Origin of the sequence: Rhodococcus sp. PML026 (assembly GCF_000963615.1) — a bacterium.
GTDB lineage: Bacteria > Actinomycetota > Actinomycetes > Mycobacteriales > Mycobacteriaceae > Rhodococcoides > Rhodococcoides fascians.
On sequence record NZ_KQ031375.1, the window covers coordinates 1 to 25577 of the forward strand.

The 25577-nt window shown below is 63.1% G+C and carries 21 protein-coding genes, 1 tRNA gene and 2 rRNA genes; 22 read left to right on the forward strand and 2 right to left on the reverse strand.

Annotation, left to right across the window (positions count from 1 at the left end; all coding sequences use genetic code 11):
- Positions 1 to 46: 46 nt before the first annotated feature.
- The 22 genes from VF34_RS15620 (at position 47) to VF34_RS15725 (ending at position 22771) form a co-directional block, all read left to right on the forward strand.
- Positions 47 to 3200, forward strand: a 23S ribosomal RNA gene (locus VF34_RS15620).
- Between the two features lie 158 nt (positions 3201 to 3358).
- Positions 3359 to 3475, forward strand: a 5S ribosomal RNA gene (gene rrf / locus VF34_RS15625).
- Positions 3476 to 3549: 74 nt separating this feature from the next.
- A complete protein-coding gene (locus VF34_RS24725; RefSeq protein ID WP_080733135.1) occupies positions 3550 to 4431 on the forward strand; it encodes a tetratricopeptide repeat protein in 882 nt (293 codons plus the stop codon).
- Positions 4428 to 5417, forward strand: a complete 990-nt coding sequence (locus tag VF34_RS15635; RefSeq protein WP_032372365.1) for an HAD-IIA family hydrolase — start codon at positions 4428 to 4430, stop codon at positions 5415 to 5417. The genes VF34_RS24725 and VF34_RS15635 overlap by 4 nt, the downstream gene beginning before the upstream one ends.
- A 64-nt stretch (positions 5418 to 5481) precedes the next feature.
- Complete coding sequence (locus VF34_RS15640; RefSeq protein ID WP_032372366.1) at positions 5482 to 5724, forward strand: hypothetical protein; 243 nt, start codon at positions 5482 to 5484, stop codon at positions 5722 to 5724.
- A 1-nt stretch (position 5725) separates the two neighbouring features.
- On the forward strand, positions 5726 to 6553 hold the full coding sequence (locus VF34_RS15645) for a TlyA family RNA methyltransferase (RefSeq protein WP_032372367.1): 828 nt from the start codon (positions 5726 to 5728) through the stop codon (positions 6551 to 6553).
- Positions 6550 to 7515: an NAD kinase gene (locus tag VF34_RS15650; protein ID WP_032366112.1), complete on the forward strand. Its 966-nt coding sequence runs from the start codon at positions 6550 to 6552 to the stop codon at positions 7513 to 7515. The genes VF34_RS15645 and VF34_RS15650 overlap by 4 nt, the downstream gene beginning before the upstream one ends.
- Before the next feature lie 2 nt (positions 7516 to 7517).
- Positions 7518 to 9287, forward strand: coding sequence for a DNA repair protein RecN (gene recN, locus VF34_RS15655; protein WP_032372742.1), 1770 nt, complete (start codon positions 7518 to 7520; stop codon positions 9285 to 9287).
- An 84-nt stretch (positions 9288 to 9371) separates the two neighbouring features.
- A complete protein-coding gene (gene steA / locus VF34_RS15660; RefSeq protein WP_032366203.1) occupies positions 9372 to 10556 on the forward strand; it encodes a putative cytokinetic ring protein SteA in 1185 nt (394 codons plus the stop codon).
- A complete protein-coding gene (locus VF34_RS15665) occupies positions 10553 to 11500 on the forward strand; it encodes a copper transporter (RefSeq protein WP_032370606.1) in 948 nt (315 codons plus the stop codon). Before steA ends, VF34_RS15665 begins: the two co-directional genes overlap by 4 nt.
- A 155-nt stretch (positions 11501 to 11655) precedes the next feature.
- Positions 11656 to 13389 (forward strand): CTP synthase, encoded by a 1734-nt coding sequence (locus VF34_RS15670; protein ID WP_027497215.1) that lies wholly within the window; start codon positions 11656 to 11658, stop codon positions 13387 to 13389.
- Positions 13386 to 14021: an NUDIX domain-containing protein gene (locus tag VF34_RS15675; protein ID WP_032372368.1), complete on the forward strand. Its 636-nt coding sequence runs from the start codon at positions 13386 to 13388 to the stop codon at positions 14019 to 14021. Before VF34_RS15670 ends, VF34_RS15675 begins: the two co-directional genes overlap by 4 nt.
- Before the next feature lie 5 nt (positions 14022 to 14026).
- Positions 14027 to 14941 carry a site-specific tyrosine recombinase XerD gene (gene xerD / locus VF34_RS15680; RefSeq protein ID WP_032372369.1) on the forward strand — a complete coding sequence of 305 codons (915 nt, stop codon included), beginning with the start codon at positions 14027 to 14029 and terminating at the stop codon, positions 14939 to 14941.
- A gap of 68 nt (positions 14942 to 15009) precedes the next feature.
- Entirely contained in the window at positions 15010 to 16071 is a 1062-nt protein-coding gene (locus VF34_RS15685; RefSeq protein ID WP_155289445.1) for a ParA family protein, read from the forward strand.
- Entirely contained in the window at positions 16068 to 16904 is an 837-nt protein-coding gene (locus VF34_RS15690; RefSeq protein WP_032372370.1) for a segregation and condensation protein A, read from the forward strand. Before VF34_RS15685 ends, VF34_RS15690 begins: the two co-directional genes overlap by 4 nt.
- Complete coding sequence (gene scpB / locus VF34_RS15695) at positions 16901 to 17584, forward strand: SMC-Scp complex subunit ScpB (RefSeq protein WP_032372371.1); 684 nt, start codon at positions 16901 to 16903, stop codon at positions 17582 to 17584. The genes VF34_RS15690 and scpB overlap by 4 nt, the downstream gene beginning before the upstream one ends.
- A 12-nt stretch (positions 17585 to 17596) precedes the next feature.
- Positions 17597 to 18778 (forward strand): pseudouridine synthase, encoded by a 1182-nt coding sequence (locus VF34_RS24730; protein WP_080733137.1) that lies wholly within the window; start codon positions 17597 to 17599, stop codon positions 18776 to 18778.
- Positions 18778 to 19461 (forward strand): (d)CMP kinase, encoded by a 684-nt coding sequence (cmk, locus tag VF34_RS15705; protein WP_032372372.1) that lies wholly within the window; start codon positions 18778 to 18780, stop codon positions 19459 to 19461. The genes VF34_RS24730 and cmk overlap by 1 nt, the downstream gene beginning before the upstream one ends.
- The gene (der, locus tag VF34_RS15710) at positions 19458 to 20906 is read left to right on the forward strand and encodes a ribosome biogenesis GTPase Der (protein WP_045841742.1); all 1449 of its coding nucleotides are present in this window, start codon (positions 19458 to 19460) and stop codon (positions 20904 to 20906) included. Before cmk ends, der begins: the two co-directional genes overlap by 4 nt.
- 85 nt (positions 20907 to 20991) lie before the next feature.
- A tRNA-Pro gene (locus VF34_RS15715) sits at positions 20992 to 21065 on the forward strand.
- 837 nt (positions 21066 to 21902) lie between these two features.
- Positions 21903 to 22172, forward strand: a complete 270-nt coding sequence (locus tag VF34_RS25020; RefSeq protein ID WP_156158537.1) for a hypothetical protein — start codon at positions 21903 to 21905, stop codon at positions 22170 to 22172.
- A gap of 29 nt (positions 22173 to 22201) precedes the next feature.
- Positions 22202 to 22771, forward strand: a complete 570-nt coding sequence (locus VF34_RS15725; RefSeq protein ID WP_032370602.1) for a hypothetical protein — start codon at positions 22202 to 22204, stop codon at positions 22769 to 22771.
- Between the two features lie 877 nt (positions 22772 to 23648).
- Here the strand turns inward: VF34_RS15725 and VF34_RS15735 are convergent.
- Both VF34_RS15735 and VF34_RS15740 read right to left on the reverse strand, forming a co-directional pair.
- Complete coding sequence (locus VF34_RS15735) at positions 23649 to 24050, reverse strand: ester cyclase (RefSeq protein ID WP_032370600.1); 402 nt, start codon at positions 24048 to 24050, stop codon at positions 23649 to 23651.
- Positions 24051 to 24380: 330 nt separating this feature from the next.
- Entirely contained in the window at positions 24381 to 25265 is an 885-nt protein-coding gene (locus tag VF34_RS15740) for a PD40 domain-containing protein (protein ID WP_032370599.1), read from the reverse strand.
- Between the last annotated feature and the right edge of the window lie 312 nt (positions 25266 to 25577).

Here is a 25577-nt window from a genome sequence, read left to right on the forward strand (position 1 = left end):
TTGTGTGTGTTGTTTGAGAATTGCACAGTGGACGCGAGCATCTTTGTTGTAAGTAATGAAGAGCGTACGGTGGATGCCTTGGCACCAGGAGCCGATGAAGGACGTAGGAGGCTGCGATAAGCCTCGGGGAGCTGTCAACCGAGCTGTGATCCGAGGGTGTCCGAATGGGGAAACCCAGCACGAGTGATGTCGTGTTACCCGCATCTGAATATATAGGGTGTGTGGAGGGAACGTGGGGAAGTGAAACATCTCAGTACCCACAGGAAGAGAAAACAATAGTGATTCCGTGAGTAGTGGCGAGCGAAAGCGGATGAGGCCAAACTTTGTGCGTGTGATACCCGGCAGGGGTTGCGTATGGAGGGTTGTGGGGTTTGCATTGTCGATTCTGCCGGATCGGCCGACAGTGAGAAATTGTGGTGTTAGTCGAAGTGGTCTGGAACGGCCTGTCGTAGAGGGTGAGAGTCCCGTAGACGAAAACATTGCAACTGTCGTTGTGGATACCCAAGTAGCAGCGGGCCCGTGAAATCTGCTGTGAATCTGTCGGGACCACCCGATAAGCCTGAATACTCCCTGGTGACCGATAGCGGACTAGTACCGTGAGGGAAAGGTGAAAAGTACCCCGGGAGGGGAGTGAAATAGTACCTGAAACCGTGCGCTTACAATCCGTCAAAGCCGTCGAGCAGTTTACTGTTGGTGGTGATGGCGTGCCTTTTGAAGAATGAGCCTGCGAGTTAGTGGCATGTCGCGAGGTTAACCCGTGTGGGGTAGCCGTAGCGAAAGCGAGTCCGAATAGGGCGTATCCACGTTTGTGGTGTAGTGGCGTGTTCTAGACCCGAAGCGGAGTGATCTACCCATGGCCAGGTTGAAGCGACGGTAAGACGTCGTGGAGGACCGAACCCACTTAGGTTGAAAACTGAGGGGATGAGTTGTGGGTAGGGGTGAAAGGCCAATCAAACTCCGTGATAGCTGGTTCTCCCCGAAATGCATTTAGGTGCAGCGTCACGTGTTTCTCACCGGAGGTAGAGCTACTGGATGGTCTAGGGGGCCTACAAGCTTACCGAAATCAGCCAAACTCCGAATGCCGGTGAGTGAGAGCGTGGCAGTGAGACTGCGGGCGATAAGGTTCGTAGTCGAGAGGGAAACAGCCCAGATCGCCAGCTAAGGTCCCTAAGCGTGTACTAAGTGGAAAAGGATGTGGGGTCGCGAAGACAACCAGGAGGTTGGCTTAGAAGCAGCCACCCTTGAAAGAGTGCGTAATAGCTCACTGGTCAAGTGATCCTGCGCCGACAATGTAGCGGGGCTCAAGTACACCACCGAAGCTGCGGCACTCACACAATAGCCCCATTCAGGTCTGCGGATCTGTGTGCAGGTGTGTGGGTGGGTAGGGGAGCGTCGTGCAGCCATGGAAGCATCGGAGTGATCCAGGTGTGGAGGCTGCGCGAGTGAGAATGCAGGCATGAGTAGCGAAAGACGAGTGAGAAACTCGTCCGCCGAATGACCAAGGGTTCCTGGGCCAGGTTAATCCGCCCAGGGTGAGTCGGGACCTAAGACGAGGCCGACAGGCGTAGCCGATGGACAACGGGTTGATATTCCCGTACCCGTGTAACCGCGCCCATGGTGAATCAGTGACACTAACCACCCTGAATCCAGATGACCGATCTCTTTCGAGAGTGAGGCGTGTGGTGGATGCGTGGGACCTGATCTGGTAGTAGCCAAGCGATGGGGTGACGCAGGAAGGTAGCTGGGCCAGTCAGTGGTTGTACTGGTGTAAGCCTGTAGGGCGAACGGTAGGCAAATCCGCCGTTCACACAGCCTGAGAGGTGATGCGTAGCCGATTGAGGCGAATTCAGTGATCCTATGCTGCCGAGAAAAGCCTCTAGTGAGTTGTTACACGGCCCGTACCCCAAACCGACACAGGTGGTCAGGTAGAGAATACTAAGGCGATCGAGATAACTATGGTTAAGGAACTCGGCAAAATGCCCCCGTAACTTCGGGAGAAGGGGGGCCCCTGCCGGTGATCACTCTTGCAGTGTGAGCTGGTGTGGGCCGCAGAGACCAGTGAGAAGCGACTGTTTACTAAAAACACAGGTCCGTGCGAAGTCGTAAGACGATGTATACGGACTGACGCCTGCCCGGTGCTGGAAGGTTAAGAGGACCGGTTAGCCAGTAATGGCGAAGCTGAGAATTTAAGCCCCAGTAAACGGCGGTGGTAACTATAACCATCCTAAGGTAGCGAAATTCCTTGTCGGGTAAGTTCCGACCTGCACGAATGGCGTAACGACTTCTCAGCTGTCTCAACCATAGACTCGGCGAAATTGCATTACGAGTAAAGATGCTCGTTACGCGCGGCAGGACGAAAAGACCCCGGGACCTTCACTACAGCTTGGTATTGGTGTTCGGTTCGGTTTGTGTAGGATAGGTGGGAGACTGTGAAGCGGTGACGCCAGTTACTGTGGAGTCGTTGTTGAAATACCACTCTGATCGTATTGGATACCTCAACCTCGGACCATGATCTGGTTCAGGGACAGTGCCTGGTGGGTAGTTTAACTGGGGCGGTTGCCTCCTAAAATGTAACGGAGGCGCCCAAAGGTTCCCTCAGCCTGGTTGGCAATCAGGTGTCGAGTGCAAGTGCACAAGGGAGCTTGACTGTGAGACTGACAAGTCGAGCAGGGACGAAAGTCGGGACTAGTGATCCGGCACCGGCAAGTGGAAGCGGTGTCGCTCAACGGATAAAAGGTACCCCGGGGATAACAGGCTGATCTTCCCCAAGAGTCCATATCGACGGGATGGTTTGGCACCTCGATGTCGGCTCGTCGCATCCTGGGGCTGGAGTAGGTCCCAAGGGTTGGGCTGTTCGCCCATTAAAGCGGCACGCGAGCTGGGTTTAGAACGTCGTGAGACAGTTCGGTCTCTATCCGCCGCGCGCGTAAGAAACTTGAGGAAGGCTGTCCCTAGTACGAGAGGACCGGGACGGACGAACCTCTGGTGTGCCAGTTGTTCCACCAGGAGCACCGCTGGTTGGCTACGTTCGGAAGGGATAACCGCTGAAAGCATCTAAGCGGGAAGCCTGTTCCAAGATGAGGTTTCTCACCCCCTCGAGGGGGTAAGGCCCCCGGCAGACCACCGGGTTGATAGGCCAGAACTGGAAGTACAGCAATGTATGCAGGTGACTGGTACTAATAGGCCGAGGACTTACCACAAAGAAGCTACGCGTCCACTGTGCAATATCTGAAACAACACACGAGTAGTTGTTCAGTAACACAACCGAATACAGGTCCAAGAACGAAACACCACCCCCGACAGTATGTGGGGGATGTGTTCTCCGACTGAGACCGCTCGTGACACTGTTTCGCAGAGTTACGGCGGCCATAGCGGAGGGGAAACGCCCGGTCCCATTCCGAACCCGGAAGCTAAGCCCTCCAGCGCCGATGGTACTGCACTCGACAGGGTGTGGGAGAGTAGGACACCGCCGAACACCCGTTGTAAGAAGGGGACCCACTTGGTGGGTCCCCTTTCTGCGTTTGTACCCGAAAATCCGAAAGGACGCCCGTGTCGGAAGACAACAACGATCGTCGCCCCTCCCGAGCAGACGGTGGCAATCGCCCCAACGAGTCCCGAGATCGCAACCCCCGCGCTCAGGACCGTCGCGCCGACCCGCGTCGTTCGGACGGTCCTCCCCGCAGGCGTGGTGGGGAAGGTGGGTTCTCCGGCGATCGCCGCGGAAACAGCGCATCGTCCGACCGTCGACCCCCGCGGCCAGACGAGCCGGATCTGCCCGACGAGGTCGAAGCCGGCCAGCTCGAGCCGGCAGTGCGCCGGGATCTGCTGAGCTTGGACAAGAACAATGCCACTGCTGTGGCGCGTCACCTCGTGATGACCAGCCGCCTGCTCGACGACGACCCGCAGTTGGCGCTGCTGCACGCGCGCGCTGCTCGTCAGCGGGCCGGCCGCATTGCCGTGGTACGCGAGACGGCCGGTATCGCGGCATATCACGCGGGTGAATGGGCGGAGGCTCTGTCGGAACTGCGGGCGGCACGTCGAATGGCCGGCGGCCCCGGCCTCATCGCGGTCATGGCCGACTGCGAACGCGGACTCGGGCGCCCCGAGCGGGCCATCGAACTCGGTCGCAGCGACGAAGCGCGGGAACTGACCGGTGAAGAGGCGTCGGAACTCCGGATCGTCGTCGCCGGCGCTCGTATGGATCTCAATCAGTACGACCAGGCCGTCGTCACCCTCCAGACTCCCGATCTCGACGCGTCCCGGTCGGGTACGGCTGCGGCTCGTCTGTTCTACGTCTACGCCGATGCGCTCGTTGCTGCCGGTCGCGTCGACGAAGGTGTGAAGTGGTTCCTCAACGCTGCCGCGGCGGATGACGATGGAGAAACCGACGCAGAAGAGCGGGTCGAGGAGTTGTCCGGGGGCAGTCGGTGACATTGCTGCGCGACGCCCACGACGTTCTGCTGCTCGACCTCGACGGCACCGTCTACGCCGGCAAGGAACCCATTCCGGGTGCAGTGGAGGCGCTTTCGGGTGGTTCCGAGAAGCAGTTCTTCGTCACCAACAATGCCAGTCGCGCACCGAGCGATGTCGCCGAACACCTCCGCGAACTCGGTTTCGACACCACAGCGGAATTTGTCGTCACCAGTTCCGAAGCAGCAGCCCGAGTACTCGCGGACAGACTCGATCCTGGCTCACGCGTCCTCGTCGTCGGTACCGACGCCCTGGCGACCGAGATCGAGAAGGTGGGATTGACGCCGGTGCGCTCTGCCGACGACCAGCCGGTTGCGGTGGTTCAGGGACATTCGGTCGATACAGGGTGGCCCATGTTGGCCGAGGCGGTGCTGGCTGTGCGTGCGGGCGCGCTGTGGGTCGCGACCAACGTCGATGCGACTCTTCCGACCGAGCGCGGCCTCGTTCTCGGCAACGGTTCGATGGTGGCAGCAGTGCGCAATGCCACCGACGTCGAGCCCATCGTTGCAGGCAAGCCCGCGGCTCCCATCATGCGTGACGCCGTCGAGCGAAGTGGTGCCAAGTCGGCGCTCGTGGTCGGGGACCGGCTCGATACCGATATAGCAGGCGCGAACGAAGCTGCCCTCCCGTCGCTGTTGGTCCTGACGGGTGTCAGTACCGCTGCAGAGTTGCTTCGTGCTCCGAAGCACCTGCGTCCCACTCACATCGGTAGTGATCTCGGGGTTCTGAACAAGGACGAGTCGGCGTCCGAGGTAGCCGGTAAGGATGGCTGGACGGTCGGCATCGACGACGAGGTCCTGTCCGTGCGGTTCGAGGGTGCTGCCGAGATGGATGCCTTCGAGGGTCTGCTCGCCGTCCTCGATATTGCGTGGTCGGGTTCGGAATTCTCGGACGTTCGCTTCGACGGGGATGGACTCGCCGATCTGCGCTCGTTGTTGGGTTGTTGACACGGGTTCGTGCAGTCGGCCGCGAGCGGGCGTTGGTCGGACCCATCCGATAGCGTGAGAGGTGATGAGCGCGTCGATTCCACTCCCAGGACAACACCGGCCGAACGCGGCCGGCGAACAGTCGTCCGCAGATCCGGACAGCATCAGGGCCGAGATGTCGTCGCTGCTCGCGCAGCTCACCATCGGGTCGGAGGCAGGCCTCGACTCGGAGGCCGTCGATTCCGACGCCCTGGCGCGTGATGCGAGTGTGCTGGACCGGGCCCACGAAGTGCTGGTTCGGGCCTTGACGACCGTCGACAAGACCTGACGTGGCCCGTCGCGCACGTGTCGACGCAGAACTGGTCCGTCGTGGATTGGCCAGATCTCGTGAACACGCCTCCGAACTCATCGAAGCAGGCCGGGTGAAGATTGCCGGAACCGTGGCTTCGAAGCCCGCTACCGCCGTCGAGCCGGGCACTCCGCTGTTGGTGGCCGAGGAAGACAACGAAATCAGCTGGGCGTCTCGCGGCGCGCACAAACTGCTCGGTGCCCTCGACGCGTTCGAGCCACTGGGTCTGACCGTCGAGAACGCGCGGTGTCTCGACGCCGGTGCCTCCACGGGAGGTTTCACCGACGTTCTGCTCAGTCGCGGTGTGCGCGAGGTCGTTGCGGTCGACGTGGGTTACGGCCAGCTCGTGTGGCGGCTGCAATCCGACGAACGCGTGCACGTCATCGATCGCACCAATGTGCGTTCGATAGATGCCGACACGATCGGGGGCCCGGTCGACGTCATCGTGGCAGACCTGTCGTTCATCTCTCTGAAACTCGTTCTTCCCGCTTTCGTCGCGTGCTCCACGTCGGGTACCGACATGGTGTTGATGGTCAAGCCTCAATTCGAGGTCGGCAAGGATCGTGTCGGTTCCGGCGGCGTCGTGCGAGACCCGGCGCTGCGGGCGGAGGCCGTCGAGGACGTCGCGAATGCCGCGCTTGCGTCGAACCTGCGAGTCGAGGCGGTCGCCGCAAGCCCACTGCCGGGACCTTCGGGCAACGTCGAGTACTTTTTGTGGCTGAAGGCGGGCGCAGGTGACGGTTCGCCGCGTACCGACGTGGACGTCACCGAGTTGGTCCGTCACGCGATCGAGGAAGGACCACAGTGACTCCGTCCCATGCAGCACCGACACAGGAGTCCGTTCGGGAGATTCTTCTCGTCGCACACCCCGGCCGGCCCGACATCGCCGAGACGGCGCGCCGAGTGGGCAAAGTGTTCGACGAAGCAGGCATCTGCCTGCGGGTTCTCGTCGACGAAGTGGAACCGTCCAAGATCGAGGCATCGGACACCGAGGAACACGACCATGTGTTCGTGGCGGACATGAGGCTCAACGTCGTCGAGTTCGGTCCCGATGCGGCCGCCGGGTGCGAGATGGTTCTGGTTCTCGGCGGTGACGGAACGTTCCTGCGCGCAGCCGAGCTCGCACAGGCGGCCGACATCCCGGTTCTCGGTATCAACCTCGGCCACGTGGGGTTTCTCGCGGAGGCCGAGGCCGACCATCTCGAGGACGCGCTGGCGCGTGTCATGGCCGGCAACTATCGCATCGAACAGCGGATGACGCTGGACATTGCCATCCGAGTGGGCGACCAGGTCGTCGAGCGTGGGTGGGCCTTGAACGAGGCGAGCATCGAGAACGGTTCCAGGCTCGGGGTCCTCGAGGTCGTTCTCGAAGTGGACGGGCGTCCGGTCTCCGCGTTCGGCTGCGACGGAGTGCTCGTGTCGACACCCACGGGGTCGACGGCATATGCGTTCTCTGCAGGCGGGCCGGTGGTGTGGCCGGAACTCGAAGCCATACTGGTCATCCCGAGCAACGCCCATGCCCTCTTCGCGCGTCCGCTCGTCACCAGCCCCGAGTCGATCATCGCCGTCGAGATCGATGCCGGCGGACACGATGGTTTCGTGTTCTGCGACGGCCGCCGCACATTGGGGTTGCCGGCGGGAGCACGCGTCGAGGTCGTGCGGGGAGCATCGCCCATCAAGTGGGTTCGCCTGGATTCGGCACCGTTCGCCGATCGCATGGTCAAGAAATTCGAACTGCCCGTGACCGGGTGGCGGGGGAGAGCGAGGTAGGGATGCTCGAAGAGATTCGGATCGACAGCCTCGGAGTCATCTCCGGTGCGAGCGCACAATTTCACGAGGGGTTGACGGTTCTCACCGGCGAGACCGGTGCGGGCAAGACGATGGTGGTCACCAGCTTGCATCTGCTGTCGGGTGCACGCGCCGATGCAGGTCGGGTGCGGCTCGGTGCCCAAAGGGCCGTGGTCGAGGGTCGATTCAGCACCGACACCGCCTCGGAACAGGTGATCGAGGACGTCGAGAAGGTGCTCGAATCCTCGGGAGGTCAACGCGACGAAGACAATTCGATCATCGCCGTGCGAACGGTCAATTCGGACGGCCGCTCACGTGCACATCTGGGTGGACGAAGCGTCCCCGCATCGGTGCTGTCGAACTTCACCGATTCGCTGCTGACAGTGCACGGCCAGAACGATCAGTTGCGGCTGCTGCGCCCCGATCAGCAACTCGGTGCACTCGACAGATTCGCCGGTGATTCGGTTGCCTCTCTGGTGGCGAAGTATCGCGCCGCCCGTAAGACGTGGCTCGACGCACGCAACGAATTGATCGACCGCACCGAACGCAGCCGTGAATTGGCTCAGGAAGCGGACCGGCTGCAGTTCGGCCTGCAGGAGATCGACTCCCTGGCACCGGAGCCGGGTGAGGATCGCTCCGTGGCCGAGGATGTGCGCAGGCTCGGCGACCTCGATTCGCTGCGGGAAACCGCCGAGGGTGCCGCCGCGGCTCTCGTCGGGAGTACCGAGGAGGCGTCGGACACCACGTCTGCGCTGTATCTGTTGGGCGAGGCACGATCGCGTCTCGAACACGCCGACGATGCTGCTCTCACAGAACTGCTGCCCCGGTTGAACGACGCGATGGCCGTCGTCGGCGACGTCGGTGCCGACCTGACCACGTATCTGTCGGATCTCCCGTCGGATCCAGGAGCTCTCGACACGATCCTGAACCGGCAGGCCGAGCTGAAGTCTTTGACGCGCAAGTACGCCGCCGACGTCGACGGTGTCATCGCGTGGGCCGAGGACGCTCGCGAACGTTTGTCTCGGATCGATACCTCTGCCGACGCGCTCGCGGAGCTGAGTGCGCGTGTCGAGTCGGCTGCGGTCGATGTAGCGGCGGCCGCGTCCAAGCTCAGCGCTGCCCGGTCGAAAGCGGCGACGAAGCTGTCCAAAGCCGTCAGCGTCGAGCTGGCCGGACTGGCGATGGGAAAAGCCAAGCTGCAGATAGATGTTCGATCGCTGCCGGCCGGACCGTCGGACACGGCACCGATCGTCGTCGACGGTACCGAGTTGCATGCGGGTAGTACCGGGGTCGACGAGGTCGAGTTCCGGTTGTCCGCGCACGACGGCGCCCAGGCGTTGCCGATCAGCAAGAGCGCGTCGGGCGGCGAGCTCTCGCGGGTGATGTTGGCGCTCGAGGTGGTGCTGGCGGGTTCCGACAAGGGCGCGACGATGGTGTTCGACGAGGTCGACGCCGGAGTCGGTGGTCGGGCAGCGGTCGAGGTCGGTCGTCGGCTCGGTCGGTTGGCTCGTACCCATCAGGTCATCGTCGTCACCCACCTGCCGCAGGTGGCTGCGTTTGCGGACACGCATCTGGTGGTGGACAAGACCGACGCCAAGAAGGGGGCGGCGAACAGCGGAGTCCGGACGCTGTCGTCCTCGGAACGCGTCGTCGAACTCGCCCGGATGCTCGCTGGGCTCGACGACACCGAGACCGGTCGCGCACACGCCGAAGAGCTGTTGGCCACCGCAAACGCGGATCGAGCCGCCCTGTAACTTTTGGTGCTGATGTGATCAGTGTGGTAGTTGTTTCGGCGCGCCTCCATGGCCGGGCGTGTCGATCGGGTCATCATGGTGGGCATGAAGATGCCGGCACTGCTGTCACGTAGTCAGGATTCGCTGCCCGGAATCACCGGGATCGCGCGAGTCGATCGCAACACGGCCAAGCTGCTCAAGCGGGTCGGCCCCGGCGACATCGTCGTTCTGGACGAGCTCGATCTGGACCGGTTGACCGCAGATGCGCTCGTCGAGGCCGGGGTGCTCGCGGTCGTCAACGCGTCGCCGTCGATCTCCGGCCGCTATCCCAACCTCGGCCCCGAGGTCATCGTCGCCAACGGGATCACCTTGATCGACTCGGCCGGCACCGAGATCTTCAAGAAGATCAAGGACGGCACCAAGATCCGGCTCAACGACGGTGGCGTCTACACCGGCGATCGCCGCCTCGCCAAGGGTGAGGAGCAGAGCGAAGCCGAGATCTCGGACAAGATGATCGAGGCCAAGACCGGGCTGGTCGACCATCTGGAAGCGTTCTCGGGCAACACGATCGAGTTCATTCGGACCGAGAGTCCGTTGCTGATCGACGGCGTCGGGGTACCGGACATCGACATCGACCTCAAGGGTCGTCACGTCGTGATCGTTGCCGACGGGCCGGGGCACGCGGAGGACCTGAAGAATCTGAAGCCGTTCATCAAGGAGTACTCGCCCGTCATCATCGGCGTCGGTGCGGGCGCGGACACAGCGATGAAAGCGGGACACCGCCCGGATCTGATCGTCGGCGATCCGGAGGACGTCACGGCGCAGACACTCAAATGTGGTGCAGAAGTGGTACTTCCGGCCGATTCGGACGGACACGCGCAAGGTCTCGAACGCATCCAGGATCTCGGTATCGGTGCCATGACCTTCCCGGCGACCGGTGCTGCTGCAGACCTCGCACTACTGTTGGCCGACCACCACGGTGCGTCGCTGATCGTGTCGGTCGGTAGCCCGGCAAGCCTGGACGAATTCTTCGATCGCGGACGACGCAACACCAACCCGGCCGCGTTCATGACGCGTCTGAAGGTCGGTGCCAAGCTGGTCGACGCCAAGGCGGTGGCCACGCTGTATCGAAGCCGCGTGTCGGGCGGTGCAATTGCCCTGCTCATTCTCGCTGCGCTCGTTGCGGTGATCGTGGCGTTGGCAGTTTCCAACATCGGCGGCGAATCCTTGGATTGGGCGATCGATCTGTGGAATCGATTCGCACTGTGGTTCCAGGGGTTGCTTTCGTGATTTCGCTTCGCCAACATGCCATTTCGTTGGCCGCCGTGTTCGTTGCGCTGGCCATCGGCATCGTCCTCGGCTCGGGTCTGCTGTCCAGCGGACTGGTCTCGGGTCTGCGAGACGACAAGACGGGCCTCGAGAATCAGGTCGACGATTTGCAGTCGACCAACAACCAGCTCGGCGAGCAGCTGAACTCGGCCGACGGTTTCGATGCGGCGGTGTCGGGTCGAGTACTTCGGGACACCCTCGTCGATCGCAGTGTCGTGGTCATCACCACACCCGACGCAGATCCCGGCGATGTCGACGGCGTCACGCGGTCGATCGGAGCGTCCGGGGCCACGGTCACGGGTCGGGTATCGCTCACGGATTCGTTCGTGTCCGCGGCGAACGGCGACGATCTGCGCACCCGACTGACCAATGTCATTCCGGCCGGGGTGCAGTTGCGGACCGGGGCGGTCGACCAGGGCAGTCTGGCGGGCGACCTGCTGGGTTCGGTGTTGCTGCTCAATGCGCAGACGGCACAGCCGCAATCGACCCCCGAGGAGCTGTCTCTCGCTCTCGAGACGTTGCGCAGCGGCGGATTCATCGCTTATGACAACGGGGCGGTCGCACCGGCGCAGTTGGCCGTGGTGGTCACCGGTTCGGGTGCCTCGGATGTCGAGGACGGCAACCGAGGTGCCATCGTCGCTCGCTTCGCAGGAGCTCTCGATTCACGCGGAGCAGGTGCGGTATTGGCAGGTCGTTCCGGCGCGGCAGAGGGCAACGGCTCGATCGCAGTGGTGCGAGCCGACTCGGCGTTGTCGTCGGCGCTCAGCACGGTGGACAACGTCGACCGTGAAGCTGGCCGGATCACCACGGTTCTTGCCCTGGCGGAGCAGCTGGACGGTGCTTCGGGCCGCTACGGCACCGGAGCGAACGCGAACGCCGTCACCGTCGGAGCGCCGGTGAGTTGATCGGCGCTCGCGTCGAATACGCGTGTCGTTGGCGGTGAGGTACGTACTGGTGTTACCGTGAAGTCCCGTGGGTAGCAGGCCCAATTTTCACGCTTTACCTCTCTTATCAGCCCCCTGATAGGAGCAAGCCCTGCAGACTCGTCACGGGAGCCTCATTGTCACGCCTTCAGTCGCGTTCCGACACCAAGCACATCTTCGTCAGCGGAGGCGTCGCGTCTTCGCTCGGAAAAGGTCTGACGGCGTCCAGCCTCGGCCAGCTACTGACCGCACGCGGTTTGCGCGTGACCATGCAGAAGCTCGATCCGTATCTCAACGTCGATCCCGGCACGATGAACCCGTTCCAGCACGGTGAAGTCTTCGTCACCGAGGACGGCTCGGAAACAGACCTCGACGTCGGCCATTACGAGCGCTTCCTCGACCGTGATCTGTCCGGATTCGCCAATGTGACCACCGGCCAGGTCTATTCGACGGTCATCGCCAAGGAGCGTCGCGGCGAGTACCTCGGCGACACCGTGCAGGTCATTCCGCACATCACCGACGAGATCAAACGTCGCATCCTGGCCATGAACGGTCCCGACCTCCAGGGCCACCAGCCTGATGTCGTCATCACCGAAATCGGTGGCACCGTCGGCGATATCGAATCGCAGCCGTTCCTCGAAGCGGCGCGGCAGGTCCGCCACGACGTCGGCCGAAACAACGTCTTCTTCCTGCACGTGTCGTTGGTTCCGTTCCTGGCGCCGTCCGGTGAACTCAAGACCAAGCCCACCCAGCACTCCGTCGCAGCACTGCGCAGCATCGGCATTCAGCCCGACGCGTTGATCCTGCGGTGCGACCGCGACGTGCCGCCGGGGCTCAAGAACAAGATCGCGCTGATGTGCGACGTCGACGTCGACGGCTGCATCTCCACACCCGACGCCCCGTCGATCTACGACATCCCCAAGGTGCTGCACAAGGAAGGCCTCGACGCCTACGTCGTCCGGCAGCTCGGTCTGCCGTTCCGTGACGTCGACTGGACCATCTGGGGCGGACTGCTCGAGCGCGTCCACCAGCCCCGCGAAACCGTGCGCGTCGGCCTCGTCGGCAAGTACGTGGACCTGCCCGACGCCTACCTCTCGGTCACCGAGGCGCTGCGTGCGGGCGGATTCGCTCATCGCGCCAAGGTCGAGATCAAGTGGGTTCCGTCCGACGAGTGCTCGACGCCCGCGGGGGCTCAGGCTGCGCTCGGCGATGTCGATGCCGTGCTCATTCCCGGCGGATTCGGCATTCGCGGTATCGAAGGCAAGCTCGGTGCCATCGAGTTCGCGCGTACCCGCAAGATTCCACTGTTGGGGTTGTGTCTCGGTTTGCAGTGCGTCGTCATCGAGGCGGCTCGTTCGGTCGGACTGACCGATGCCAATTCCGCCGAGTTCGATCCGGATACCAAGGATCCGGTGATCTCCACGATGGCCGACCAGGAGGACGCCGTCGCCGGCGATGCCGACCTCGGAGGCACGATGCGTCTCGGTGCCTACCCAGCGACGCTGCAGAAGGGTTCGGTCGTCGCTGCGTCGTACGGCACCGAGAACGTCTCGGAGCGTCACCGTCACCGCTACGAGGTCAACAATGTCTACCGCGATCGAATTGCCAAGAGCGGCTTGGTCTTCAGCGGTACGTCCCCGGACGGTCATCTGGTCGAGTTCGTGGAGTTGCCGGCATCGGTGCACCCGTTCTTCGTTGCTACCCAGGCGCATCCGGAGCTCAAGAGCCGACCGACCCGTCCGCATCCGCTGTTCGCATCACTGATCAACGCGGCGTTGAAGTACAAGGCTGCCGAGCGGCTGCCGGTCGACATTCACGGTGACACCGCTGCGGCTGAAAAATCGGACGCCGAGGCCGAGACCGTCGGATGAGCGAGGACTCCAGACACGAATTCACCACGCTCGGTTCGACGGTTCCGTACTCCGGCGCGATTCTCGCGTTGCGGCTCGATCAGGTGGCGATGCCGAACGGGCGTCGCGCCGAGCGAGAGGTGATCGAACATCACGGCGCAGTCGGCATTCTTGCCGTCGACGATCAGGACCGCGTGGCGATGATCGAGCAGTACCGGCACCCCATCGGACGTCGTCTCTGGGAGCTGCCCGCAGGTCTGCTCGACGAGCCGGGGGAGCAGCCCGTGCTGGCGGCGCAGCGCGAACTGGCCGAGGAGACCGGTCTCGCGGCCGCCAAATGGTCGGTGTTGGTGGACGTGTTGGCCTCGCCCGGATTCACCGACGAAGCGGTCCGCATCTTCCTCGCCGAGGATCTGAGTGAGGTCGATCGCCCGGAGGCACACGACGAGGAAGCAGACATCGAGCTGTCCTTCGTGCCGATGGACGAGGCCGTCCGTCGTGCGTTGGCCGGGGAGATCGTCAACGCCTCCGCCGTGTCGGGAGTGCTCGCGTTGGCGGCAGCTCGTGCCACCGGTACCGAGTTGCGTCCGGCCGACGCCCCGTGGGCGGATCGACCCACGGCATTCGAGTCTCGGAAGAGTTCACGAAAGTAGCCACCGTGATCGTCGATCAGATTGCGACGTATCTCGATCATCTGGTGGTCGAGCGCGGTTCAGCACCGAACACGGTGTCGTCGTACCGTCGCGATCTGGTGCGGTACGAGCGGTTTCTCAGCGGGTACGGAATCACCGATCTGGCCAAGGTGACCGAGAACGACATCACCGAGTTCGTGCTGTACCTCCGGCGCGGTGACGACGAATTCCCGGCTCTCGCAGCCAGTTCGGCGGCCCGGACGCTGATCGCGGTTCGTGGTCTGCACCGGTTCGCTCTGGCCGAGGGCATGGTGGAGCGCAACGTCGCGAGCGAGGTAAAGCCGCCGCAGCCGGCCAAACGACTACCGAAGTCGCTGCCCGTCGACCAGGTCGTGGCGCTGCTGGAATCGGCGTCCATCGCCGGTCCCGATGCGCCGCGTGGTCTGCGAGATCGGGCACTGCTCGAACTGCTCTACTCCACCGGTGCGCGCATCTCCGAGGCCGTCGGTCTGGATGTGGACGACATCGACACCGAGGCTCGCTCGGTGCTCCTGCGCGGTAAGGGCGGGAAACATCGAGTCGTCCCGGTGGGGAGGCCGGCCATCGAGGCGGTCGACGCATACCTCGTGCGCGGTCGGCCGGGCCTCGTCGCCCGCTCGAATCCGGCGCTGTTCCTCAATGTGCGCGGTGGTCGACTGTCGCGGCAGAGCGCCTGGCAAGTGCTGCAGGACTCCGCGCAGCGGGCCGGAATCACGGCCGGGGTCTCGCCGCACGTGCTCCGGCACTCGTTTGCGACGCACCTGCTCGACGGCGGTGCCGACGTTCGTGTCGTGCAGGAGTTGCTCGGCCACGCGTCGGTGACCACGACACAGATCTACACCCTCGTCACCGTCACGACGTTGCGTGAAGTGTGGGCGGGTGCGCACCCGCGAGCGCGCTAGCACGCGGTCGGCAATCGAGTGTCAGCGTGTCCGACGACAATGCCGTCGCGTCAAGCGGTAGCGTTTGCATGAACTACTCGAAGACGAACGGGACAGGGGAGCGCTGGAACGTGTCGACACCGCAGCCGCCAGCGGCGGAGTCAGCCTCGGAACCGTCGTGGGGCGTGCAGCCCGCCGTCGCCCCCGATACCGGCGAAACGCATTCGTCTCATCCGCACAGCGATGGCGCTCTTTTCCACACACGTCAACCGGAATCCAGTCGGGAGACACGCGACATCATTCCTGCTCCGAACGAGCTCGGGCCCACCGGTCGCAAGACGAGGCCGGTTCCCGATCCGCAGCCGCTGGCCAGTCACGGCCCGGCCAAGATCATCGCGATGTGCAACCAGAAGGGCGGCGTCGGCAAGACGACGTCGACCATCAATCTCGGTGCCTCGCTGGCCGGTTACGGCCGTCGCGTGCTGCTCGTCGACCTGGACCCGCAGGGCGCACTGTCCGCGGGATTGGGCGTCGCACATCACGAACTCGATCTGACGGTCTACAACCTCCTCGTGGAGGCGAAGGTGTCGGCCGACGACATCATCATGCGGACTCGCGTCGACAATCTCGATCTGATGCCGAGCAACATCGATCTCTCAGCCGCCGAGATTCAGCTGGTCACCGAGGTGGGGCGTGAGCAGACGCTCGGACGGGTACTGCACCCCATTCTCGACCGCTACGACTACGTGCTCATCGACTGCCAGCCCTCGCTCGGCCTGCTGACGGTCAATGCGCTGACGTGCGCCGACGAAGTCCTCATTCCAATGGAGTGCGAGTACTTCAGTCTGCGCGGTTTGGCATTGCTCAACGACACCGTCGAGAAGGTCCGCGACCGCCTCAATCCGCGGCTGAAGTTGGCGGGCATCGTGGTCACGATGTTCGACGCTCGGACGCTGCACTCGCGCGAAGTGATGACGCGGGTGGTCGAGGTGTTCGGCGACGTCGTCTACGACACCGTGATCACACGCACGGTTCGGTTCCCCGAGACCAGCGTTGCCGGTGAGCCGATCACAACGTGGGCTCCCAAATCCGGCGGCGCGCAGGCGTACCGCGCTCTTGCGCGCGAGGTGATCTACCGGTCGGGTCCGTGACGGTCGACGCTGCCGACGAGGCCCCGATCGAGGTTCCCGCCGACGCGGACCCGGCGAAATTTCGGGTTCGGTTGCTCAACTTCGAGGGCCCGTTCGATCTGCTGCTGTCGCTGATCAGTCAGCACCGCATGGATGTCACCGAGGTGGCGCTGCACACCGTCACCGACGATTTCATCTCGTTCACCAAATCGCTCGGGGCCGATGTCGGACTCGATCAGACGACGGAGTTTCTCGTCGTGGCGGCGACGTTGCTCGATCTGAAGGCGGCTCGTCTGCTGCCGTCGGGTGATGTGGAGGACGCCGAGGATCTCGCGTTGCTCGAGGTGCGCGATCTCCTGTTCGCCCGGTTGCTGCAGTACCGCGCGTACAAGCAGGTGGCCCTGCTGTTCGGTGAGCTGGAAGCTGCTGCGCTGCGGCGTTATCCGCGCTCGGTGTCGGTGGAAGATCGATTCGCCGATCTGATTCCCGAGGTGTTGTTGGGTGTTGACCCGGCCAGATTCGCAGACATCGCGGCAGCAGCGTTTCGGCCCAAGCCGATCCCGCAAGTGGGTCTGGACCACATTCACCAGCATGCGGTCTCGATTCCCGAGCAGGCAGAGTGGTTGCTCGAGAACCTGCAGGGCCGGGGTTTCAACGAGTGGGCGTCGTTCTCGGAACTCGTGCAGGACTGTGAGGTGCAGGTCGAAATAATTGCGCGCTTCCTCGCGTTGCTGGAACTGTTCCGGCAACAAGTGATCGCCTTCGAGCAACCCGAACCGCTCGGCGATCTTCGAGTGAGCTGGACCGGCAAGGACGAAGGACCCATCGTGGTCACGGAAGAGGACTACGCATGAACGCCGACCCGGAACTCGAGCTCGAGGATGTCGACGAGTCAGGCGAACTCGACGACGCCACGCTCGCGTCGGCACTCGAGGCGGTTCTGCTCATCGTCGACACTCCGGCCTCCGACGAGCAACTGGCATCGGCCGTCGGTTCTTCGGTGGCCCGCGTACGTGCCGCGCTGAAGCGGATGGCCGCGGAACTGACAGAACGCCGCAGCGGAATCGACCTCCGCTACGCCGGTGACGGGTGGCGTTTCTACACCCGAACCGCCTATGCGCCGTACGTCGAACGGCTGCTTCTCGACGGCGCTCGGTCCAAGCTCACACGCGCAGCATTGGAAACCCTGGCCGTGATCGCCTATCGTCAACCGTTGACCCGCGCACGAGTCAGCGCCGTACGTGGAGTCAATGTCGATGGAGTGATGCGTACGTTGCTCGCCCGTGGACTGATCTCCGAAGCAGGAACGGACCCGGAGACGAACGGCACGATGTACTGCACCACCGAGCTGTTCCTCGAACGGCTCGGGCTCGCATCGCTCGGTGATCTACCCGAACTGGCACCGCTGTTGCCGGGAGTGGACCTGATCGACGAGATCAGTGACAGCATGGACACCGACCCCAGAACGACCCGCTCCACTAAGAACCGCGGATCGAAACCCGATCCGGCAGCCGAGCTCGACTCGGACGACTGATAGGTAAGACAAGTGAACAAGCCCGCTCGCCGTGATGGCACACCGGACCGTAACAAGAGACAAGACCCACGCAGGAAGCCCACCGCAGGTCGGTCGGACACCCCGCGTGACGCACGCCGCGGAGATCGCACCCGCGACGCCGCACCCCGGGACGGCGCTCCCCGCGCTGGTGCACCCCGAACCGGTGCCCCTCGCACCGGGGGACCACGCGCATGCGCTCCCCGCACCGGTGGCCGACCGGCCCCGCGCAGAGGCGTCGAGCAGGGGGAATCGTTCGAGAACAAGCCCGTCGAGACGGGCATCAACGACCGCAGCAACGACGCGGTGCCCCGCAAGAAGCCGTCGCGCCCCAAGCCGCCGAAGCCGCAGAAGAAGCAGGCTCCGGCAACCACCATCAGCAACGCCAAGCCGGCGAAGCATCAGTACACCGATTCGTCCCCGCGCAAGCACGTGCCTGCTGGTGAGGGTGTTCGGCTGCAGAAGGTGCTCGCGCAGGCCGGTGTCGCGTCGCGTCGGGCCGCTGAGGAGCTGATCGCCGACGGCCGTGTCGAGGTGGACGGACGCATCGTCACCGAGCAGGGTATCCGCATCGATCCGAACATCGCCGTCGTTCGCGTCGACGGCACCCGCGTCGTCGTGAAGGAAGAACTGGTTCATCTGGCGATGAACAAGCCGCGCGGATGGCAGTGCACCATGTCGGACGATCTGGGTCGTCCGTGCGTCGGCGATATCGTCGCCGAGCGCGTGCAGGCGGGCCAGCGACTGTTCCACGTCGGGCGACTCGATGCCGACACCGAGGGACTGTTGTTGTTCACCAACGACGGTGACCTTGCTCACCGGCTGATGCACCCGTCGTACGAGGTGTCCAAGACCTATCTCGCGACTCTGTTCGGCACCATTCCCCGCACGCTCGGCAAGCAGCTGCGCGAAGGCGTCACCCTCGACGACGGCCCGGTGAAGGTCGACGGCTTCCAGCTGCTCGATATCTCGGACGGTAAGTCGCTCGTCAAGGTGACGTTGCACGAGGGCCGCAAGCACATCGTGCGCCGGTTGTTCGACAAGGTCGGATTTCCGGTGGGACGCCTCGTGCGTACCGACGTCGGCAACATCGTGCTCGGCGATCAGCGCCCCGGAACACTGCGTGTTCTCGGCCGCGGCGAGATCGGCAAGCTCTACGAATCCGTAGGCCTGTGATGAGTGCGCTCGTCGTGGCGATGGACGGGCCGTCGGGCACCGGTAAGTCGTCGGTATCGCGCCGGCTCGCATCGGCACTCGAAGCAAGCTACCTCGACACCGGTGCGATGTACCGCGTCGCAACGGTATGGGTGCTGCGTTCGGGCGTCGAGCCCACCGATGCAGACGCAGTCGCGAAAGCTGTTGCAGCCCTTCCCCTCGAGATCGGGAAGGATCCACTGTCGGAGACCGTCTTGCTCGACGGAGAGGACGTCAGCGGCGAAATCCGCGGCGACGCAGTGACCAAAGCCGTCTCGGCTGTGTCCGCGGTGCCTGCGGTGCGTGAGCTCTTGGTGCAGATGCAGCGCGACCTCGCCAGCTCGTCGACGCGAATTGTGGTGGAGGGTCGCGACATCGGCACCGTCGTACTTCCCGACGCCGACGTGAAGGTGTTCCTGACGGCCTCACCGGAGGCGCGTGCGGAACGACGCAACAAACAGAACATCGAACAAGGTCGCGGCGACGACTACGAATCCGTGCTCGCGGATGTACAACGCCGCGATCATGCAGATTCGACGAGGGCAGTGTCACCGCTTCGTCCCGCTGAGGATTCGGTGATCGTCGATACCAGCGAGCTGGATCTCGACGGCGTGATCGAGCGTTTGCTGCTCGTGGTGAACGACAGAAGTGGAGCAGTCCAGTGAGTGAAGAATTCTTCTCCGGCGCAGCGGAAACCGCGGGCGACGGAACGTGGAGCGACGAGGGCGAGTGGGAGTACGTCGACCTCAACGAGGGTGAAGACGGTGAAGATGCCGTTGCCGTACCGACTCTCGCCGTGGTGGGCCGACCGAACGTCGGCAAGTCGACGCTCGTCAACCGCATCATCGGCCGCCGCGAAGCAGTGGTCGAGGACGTCCCGGGCGTCACTCGCGATCGTGTGTCGTACGAGGCGAACTGGAGTGGTCGACGCTTCCTGGTGCAGGACACCGGCGGTTGGGAGCCCGACGCCAAGGGGCTGCAACAGTCCGTTGCGCGCCAGGCCGAGTTGGCTATGAACACCGCCGACGCGATCCTGCTGGTCGTCGATGCCCGCGTTGGTTCGACGACGACGGACGAGGCAGTGGCACGAGTGTTGCGTCGGTCGAAGACTCCGGTTCTGTTGGTGGCCAACAAGGTCGACGACGGTCGCACCGAGTCCGAGGTCGCTGCACTGTGGTCTCTGGGTCTGGGGGAGCCGTTGTCGGTGTCCGCCACCCACGGCCGCGGTACCGGTGATCTGCTCGACCGTGTGCTCGAGGCCCTGCCGGAGACTCCGCGCGAAGGTATCCCCGGTGGGGGACCGAGGCGTGTCGCTCTGGTCGGTAAGCCGAACGTCGGCAAGTCGTCGCTGATCAACAAGCTCTCGGGTGACGAGCGTTCGGTGGTGCACGATGTTGCCGGCACCACCGTCGACCCGGTCGACTCGTTGGTCGAATTGGGCGGCAAGACATGGCGATTCGTCGATACCGCTGGACTGCGCAAGCGCGTGAGCCATGCCAGCGGCGCCGAGTTCTATGCGTCGCTGCGCACCAAGTCCGCGATCGAGGCAGCGGAGGTTGCGGTTCTGCTTCTCGATGCCTCACAGGTGATCTCGGAGCAGGATCTGCGCGTGCTCAGCATGGTCTCCGATGCCGGCCGCGCATTGGTGTTGGCGTTCAACAAGTGGGATCTGGTGGACGACGACCGTCGTCAGCAGCTCGAGAAAGAGATCGACCGCGATCTCGCGCGCGTGCCGTGGGCCCAGCGGGTGAACATCTCGGCGCACACCGGCCGTGCTATGCAGAAGCTGGTTCCCGCACTGGAAACGGCTCTGGAGTCGTGGGACAAGCGCGTCCCCACCGGACGCCTCAACACGTGGCTCAAAGAGGTCGTGGCGGCCACTCCGCCGCCGATGCGAGGCGGACGCCTGCCACGCATCATGTTCGCGACGCAGGCCAGCACGCGGCCGCCGACGTTCGTGCTCTTCACCACCGGCTTCCTTGAGGCCGGCTACCGCCGATTCATCGAGCGGCGTCTGCGTGAGGAGTTCAACTTCGACGGCAGCCCCGTCCGCGTCTCGGTACGTATCCGCGAGAAGCGAGAACGGCCGGGCAAGGGCAACAACCGCTGACCTAGTCCGACCCCGCCCCTGAGCAGGCGATTTCCTCTCAGGGGTAGGGCTGGGGTAATCTCAGCAAGCGCCTTTCGAGGTGCGGCGGGCTGTGGCGCAGCTTGGTAGCGCACTTGACTGGGGGTCAAGTGGTCGCAGGTTCAAATCCTGTCAGCCCGACACAGAGCAGTTCAAAGACGGTTCCGGAGCAATCGGAGCCGTCTTTTTTTGTTTGAATGCCGCGAGGATGTCACTGCTCGTTTCGTGCAGGTACGCATATGGTGCTGAAACAATTTCCAGCTGCGTTCAATGGCGTCCCAAATCTGCCAGTGTTGAGCGAATGGACCTGAGTGGACGAAGCCACTTGACTCGGTTAGTTCACTGTCAAGTAGCTACGGTGTCCATAGGGATCCGGGCTAAGTCGGAACCTGGGTGTTGTCCACCAGCGCGTTCAAGCCATTGCCGGCGACCCTGCATTTCAAGACTGGCCGTATAGCTCACCCGCTTGCACCGCCAGAAGCAGTTCGAAGATCTCGTACTTCCAAGGCTGGCGGAGCTCGCCTGCGATACTTGGTTTGCGGCTGCACGCCAATCGGGCCGACGGTGGAGGCGGGTATGGAGTGGGTAGAAGGCATGGATCCGGACGAGCCCGGAGTCCGGCGCGTCCCTTGGAGCAGCGTGGGTGAAAATCCACCCGAGGTGCGCGCACACATCGCTCGCAAGGAAGCGATCCGCGAGCGGAAGGCCAACCGGCGGGAGGTTCATCCCCGACGGAAGCCACCCCTCGAAGACGAGGGCCTACTGGTCGAACCCTCTGAGCGGTACCCGTTCTCGCTCGATGACGTACTTCTTGGCGGGGTCCAGATGAGGGTCGATCGGCTCCGCATCTTCCGAACGGGTCTTCAGTTCGACCTCTCTTCGACATCCTTTCACGAGGGCGGTGGGTTGTTGGATGACCGTCTCAATCTGACGCATCGCGTGCGTCCTACCGCGAAACACCGGATATACCTAGGCCTCGTGCTTCCCACAGGCAAGGTGGTGTCCAACAAGAAGAGCTTCGCCTGGGATGCCCCCGAGGACGACGACGCAACGACCCCATGGCTGTACGGGGGAGGAAGCTACAGCCGTCCGACAGAGACCGGTGCAACGTACTTTCTGAGTCCCCTCCCTGAATTCGGACCGATCACGTTTTCCATCGCGTACGAGGAACTCGGACTGAATACCGCCGCGAGCGTGTCGATCGACCTCGAACACCTTCTACAGCTCGAAAGACCAGACACTCGATAGCAAGCTCCTGACGAGGACGGAACTGACAGATGCTCGAAATGCGCGGAACGGTCACTGCCGTGTACAGGTCGATCTGCCTGGTAGACGACCCCGCGTCCGATGCAGCGTATCCCGACGTGGAAGTGGGGGCAGAAGATGTCGACGACTATCTCCCGCCCCCGGACCCGCCTGAAGGTTTCGACCTACTGACCGCTGCGCCAGGGGTCGTGACCGTCACGACCGGCGCGATACGTGGCCAAGTCGACCTTACGATTCGCGTGCTCGACGACGAACCTTCCGCGCTCGCACCAGGCATCTGGGACGCCGTCGAGGAAATCGGATTCCGCGCCCTCAGCGGGTATACGATGCCTGCGTCGGGCGAGTACTACCCCTTTTCCGCCGACGGCTCGGGCGTGTTCCCGTCGTCCGTCACAGCGAAAGGCCCTGGGTTCTATCGAGTGCGCGCCTACGAGCGCAATCGAAAGCTGACGATGGAGGTCAATCGCGAGGACAACGAACCCGCCGCGGTAGAAGCATATCTGTTAGAGATATGGGCCACGGACGTCGAAGACGAAGATCGGCGACGGCTCCGAGGACCGCACCCGACTTTGCTGCGATAACCTATTAGAAGATCCCGCCTCGTGAGCCACGAAAACTGATGCGGCGCAGCATATTCAGAGCTCTACTGGTAACCCCATGGCGGCTGTCGCTGTCTGGGCATCATCGCCTCCGTGTGATGGGTGATCGCGGTGACGTACACCCGAACGGCGACTATCGCGATCACGGCCCCTTATCCCAGCGATGAGTCGAATGATCCCAACGCAGACATTCCCACGTTGAGAGGACGGGCCGGGGTACGTGAACCTAGACGTCCCGAGGCGGTCCACTGTTCGGTCGTGGGCGCGAAAAGGTACGCAAATAGGTAACTCGCCGCCGTTATCGCTGCCAGTGCGATCCACCAGGACGGGAATACATCTGTGTCAGTGAGGATTTCACCGCCAGAAACGACCAGCCAGCACAATGCAAGAGAGGTCGCCAGCGTGACCGCTGCTGCGGTGCACGCCGCGAATCGGTGTCGCCAGGTGTGGTGAGATCGTGCGGCCCACATCCGGTTCGACCACAAGGCGAAGCGTCCACCACCGACTGCGATCACACCGACCAACAGTCCGGCGACGGCACCGCAGAACGCAGGAAACACCAGCAGCGCCAACCGGAGCAAGGTCCCTTCGAGGGCCCAGGGGAGCATGACACCCACCGCTGTGCAGGTACCGGTAAGACCAGCGACCCTTAGTTCTTTCTCGACCCAGTCCACTGTTCCACTAGAACACGGCAGAAATGCGCTTCGGTCTCGAAGCCGCTGTCTGACCGCTCACGTTTACATGTGGACCCGTTGACGCCGGACGTGACGCTGCAAAAGCGTAGATCTGACGACTTGCGCTACTGCCGCTCAACCGCGCTCGCTAACTCCTCGTATGTCTCTTCACTGATCGCAGCCAGCTATTCTCCGCGGCCCAGCAGTTGACAGCGCAATGAAGCCGCGAGATCTCCCCAGCAGCGCGCGATCTTGCCGTCGTCATCGAGCCGGTACATCGCTAGTTCTTGGATCTGCACATACCGGCCGGTCGCCGCGATCCCATCGAACTCACCGTGGTGGGTGCCGGTATCCGTCAGGCGAGCCGCCATCAACCGGCCCTCGACGACCAAGTCCTCCATGCACCAGCTGAAGTCGGGGAACGCGACTGTGATGTCTCGAAGGCCGTCGCGGTAGCCGTCGATGCCGCTGCGGACACCTTCGACATCGGTGGTGATGAATTCGTCGAGGTCGCCGAAACGCCGTTCGTTGCAGGCGGTGATGTAACGAGCGTAGGTACCGCGCGGATCGTCTGCGAAAATCGCCATACCATCCACGGTAAAGGCCCCGCGTAGTCCTGGCCAGGACGACAGCGGATCAGCTGCACGAACAGCATTTCACCGTCGTCACTGCCTAATGGCTGTTGTCAACGAGCCCGTTCGAGTCACCGTTACGGCGGACACACCATGCCTGTATCGGTTACGTCTTGACCGGACTGTGCTCACGAGCAATTGTCGCCTGCGGCGGTCTACATAGCCAGTAGCGGAAAACTCGGTGCATGGACTGACCCGGTTCTCGGCCCTTGGGCGTAGTCGATCTTGCAGATTGAACGCGGGGCGAGGCGGAGCGAACCCCGAATATGCCAAATAGCTGGCGGGTCAACGTCCCCCGCCTACGGTCGGCATCTGACCGCTCAGAGAGCGTGGAGTCAGCCGCTTCTGGTCGGACCCGTCGGGGTTCATCGACGCAATCTCGGCCTGAGAGCCGGTAGCGACATCGGTCACCAGTTCACCCGTCTGTGTGACCGCTCGGTCGTAGAGGATGCGCGAGCCGTCGGGCGTGAACTTCGGATGTACCGAGTAGGTATCGGTGAGAGGCGTGATCTCCCCTCCGGCGGAGGGCATTGCGTAGATCTCCGAGCCGTTGTTGCCGCCTCGGTTACTGGAGAAGACGAGCGTCGACCCGTCAGGCGAAAAGGCCGGGTCGGAGTTCCAGAACTGGTCGCGCAGAAGCACTGTCGATTCACCGCCGTCGGCAGGTACTTCGTTCAGGTAGCCGCCGGTGACGTAGACAACCCGTGAGCTGTCGGGCGAGAATGTCGCTCCGAACGCCGACTCTTCTTGCGCGATGACGTGTGCGTCGGACCCGTCGACGTTCATGATGTTGATGCCGCCGTTCGCGGTGAACGCGATCTTGGATCCGTCGGGTGAGAAAGCCGGTTGGTAGCCACCTTCGAATACCGATTTCGATTCACCCGACTCGAGGTCGAGGATCTCGATGAATCGGCCTCGGGCGTACGCGAGCTGCCCGCCATCGGGGGAGAGGGCAGCGCCGTTCCCATAGTTCGGGTCGCGGCTGTCTTCGCCCACGGTCGGGGTGACCTGACGCAAGCCGGAGCCGTCGAGGTTCATGACGAACAGTTGACCCCATCCGTCGTCGAATGCCACGACCACCGGTGTCGGCTCGGGTGCGGGCTCGTCGTCGCATCCTGTGGCGAGCAGTGTCAGCGCGACGAGTGCGGAGATCAGCCGGGTCCGGTGCATCGGGAAATCATCTCAGAACTGCCAACGTGCAGAACCCTTCTACGAGGCGGGCCTCTTGTCGAGGTCGTAAAACTGTCGTTCGACATGCCTCACTTGTCGATTCTCAGGGCTGTGCCTATCCACGGCGGTGCCCGCGGACAGGGATGTTGCATCGTGGAGTTCGATCGAAGAATTTTCGTGTCGGTGCTCTGTGCGACTCTGCACGGCATGGCGATCTGCATGGCGTGTGATCTGGAAATGCTCGATTCAGTGGGTTGCACGTGGCGGCCCAGTCGAATACCCAACGGCAGGAGCAAGTGCCACGACTGCGGT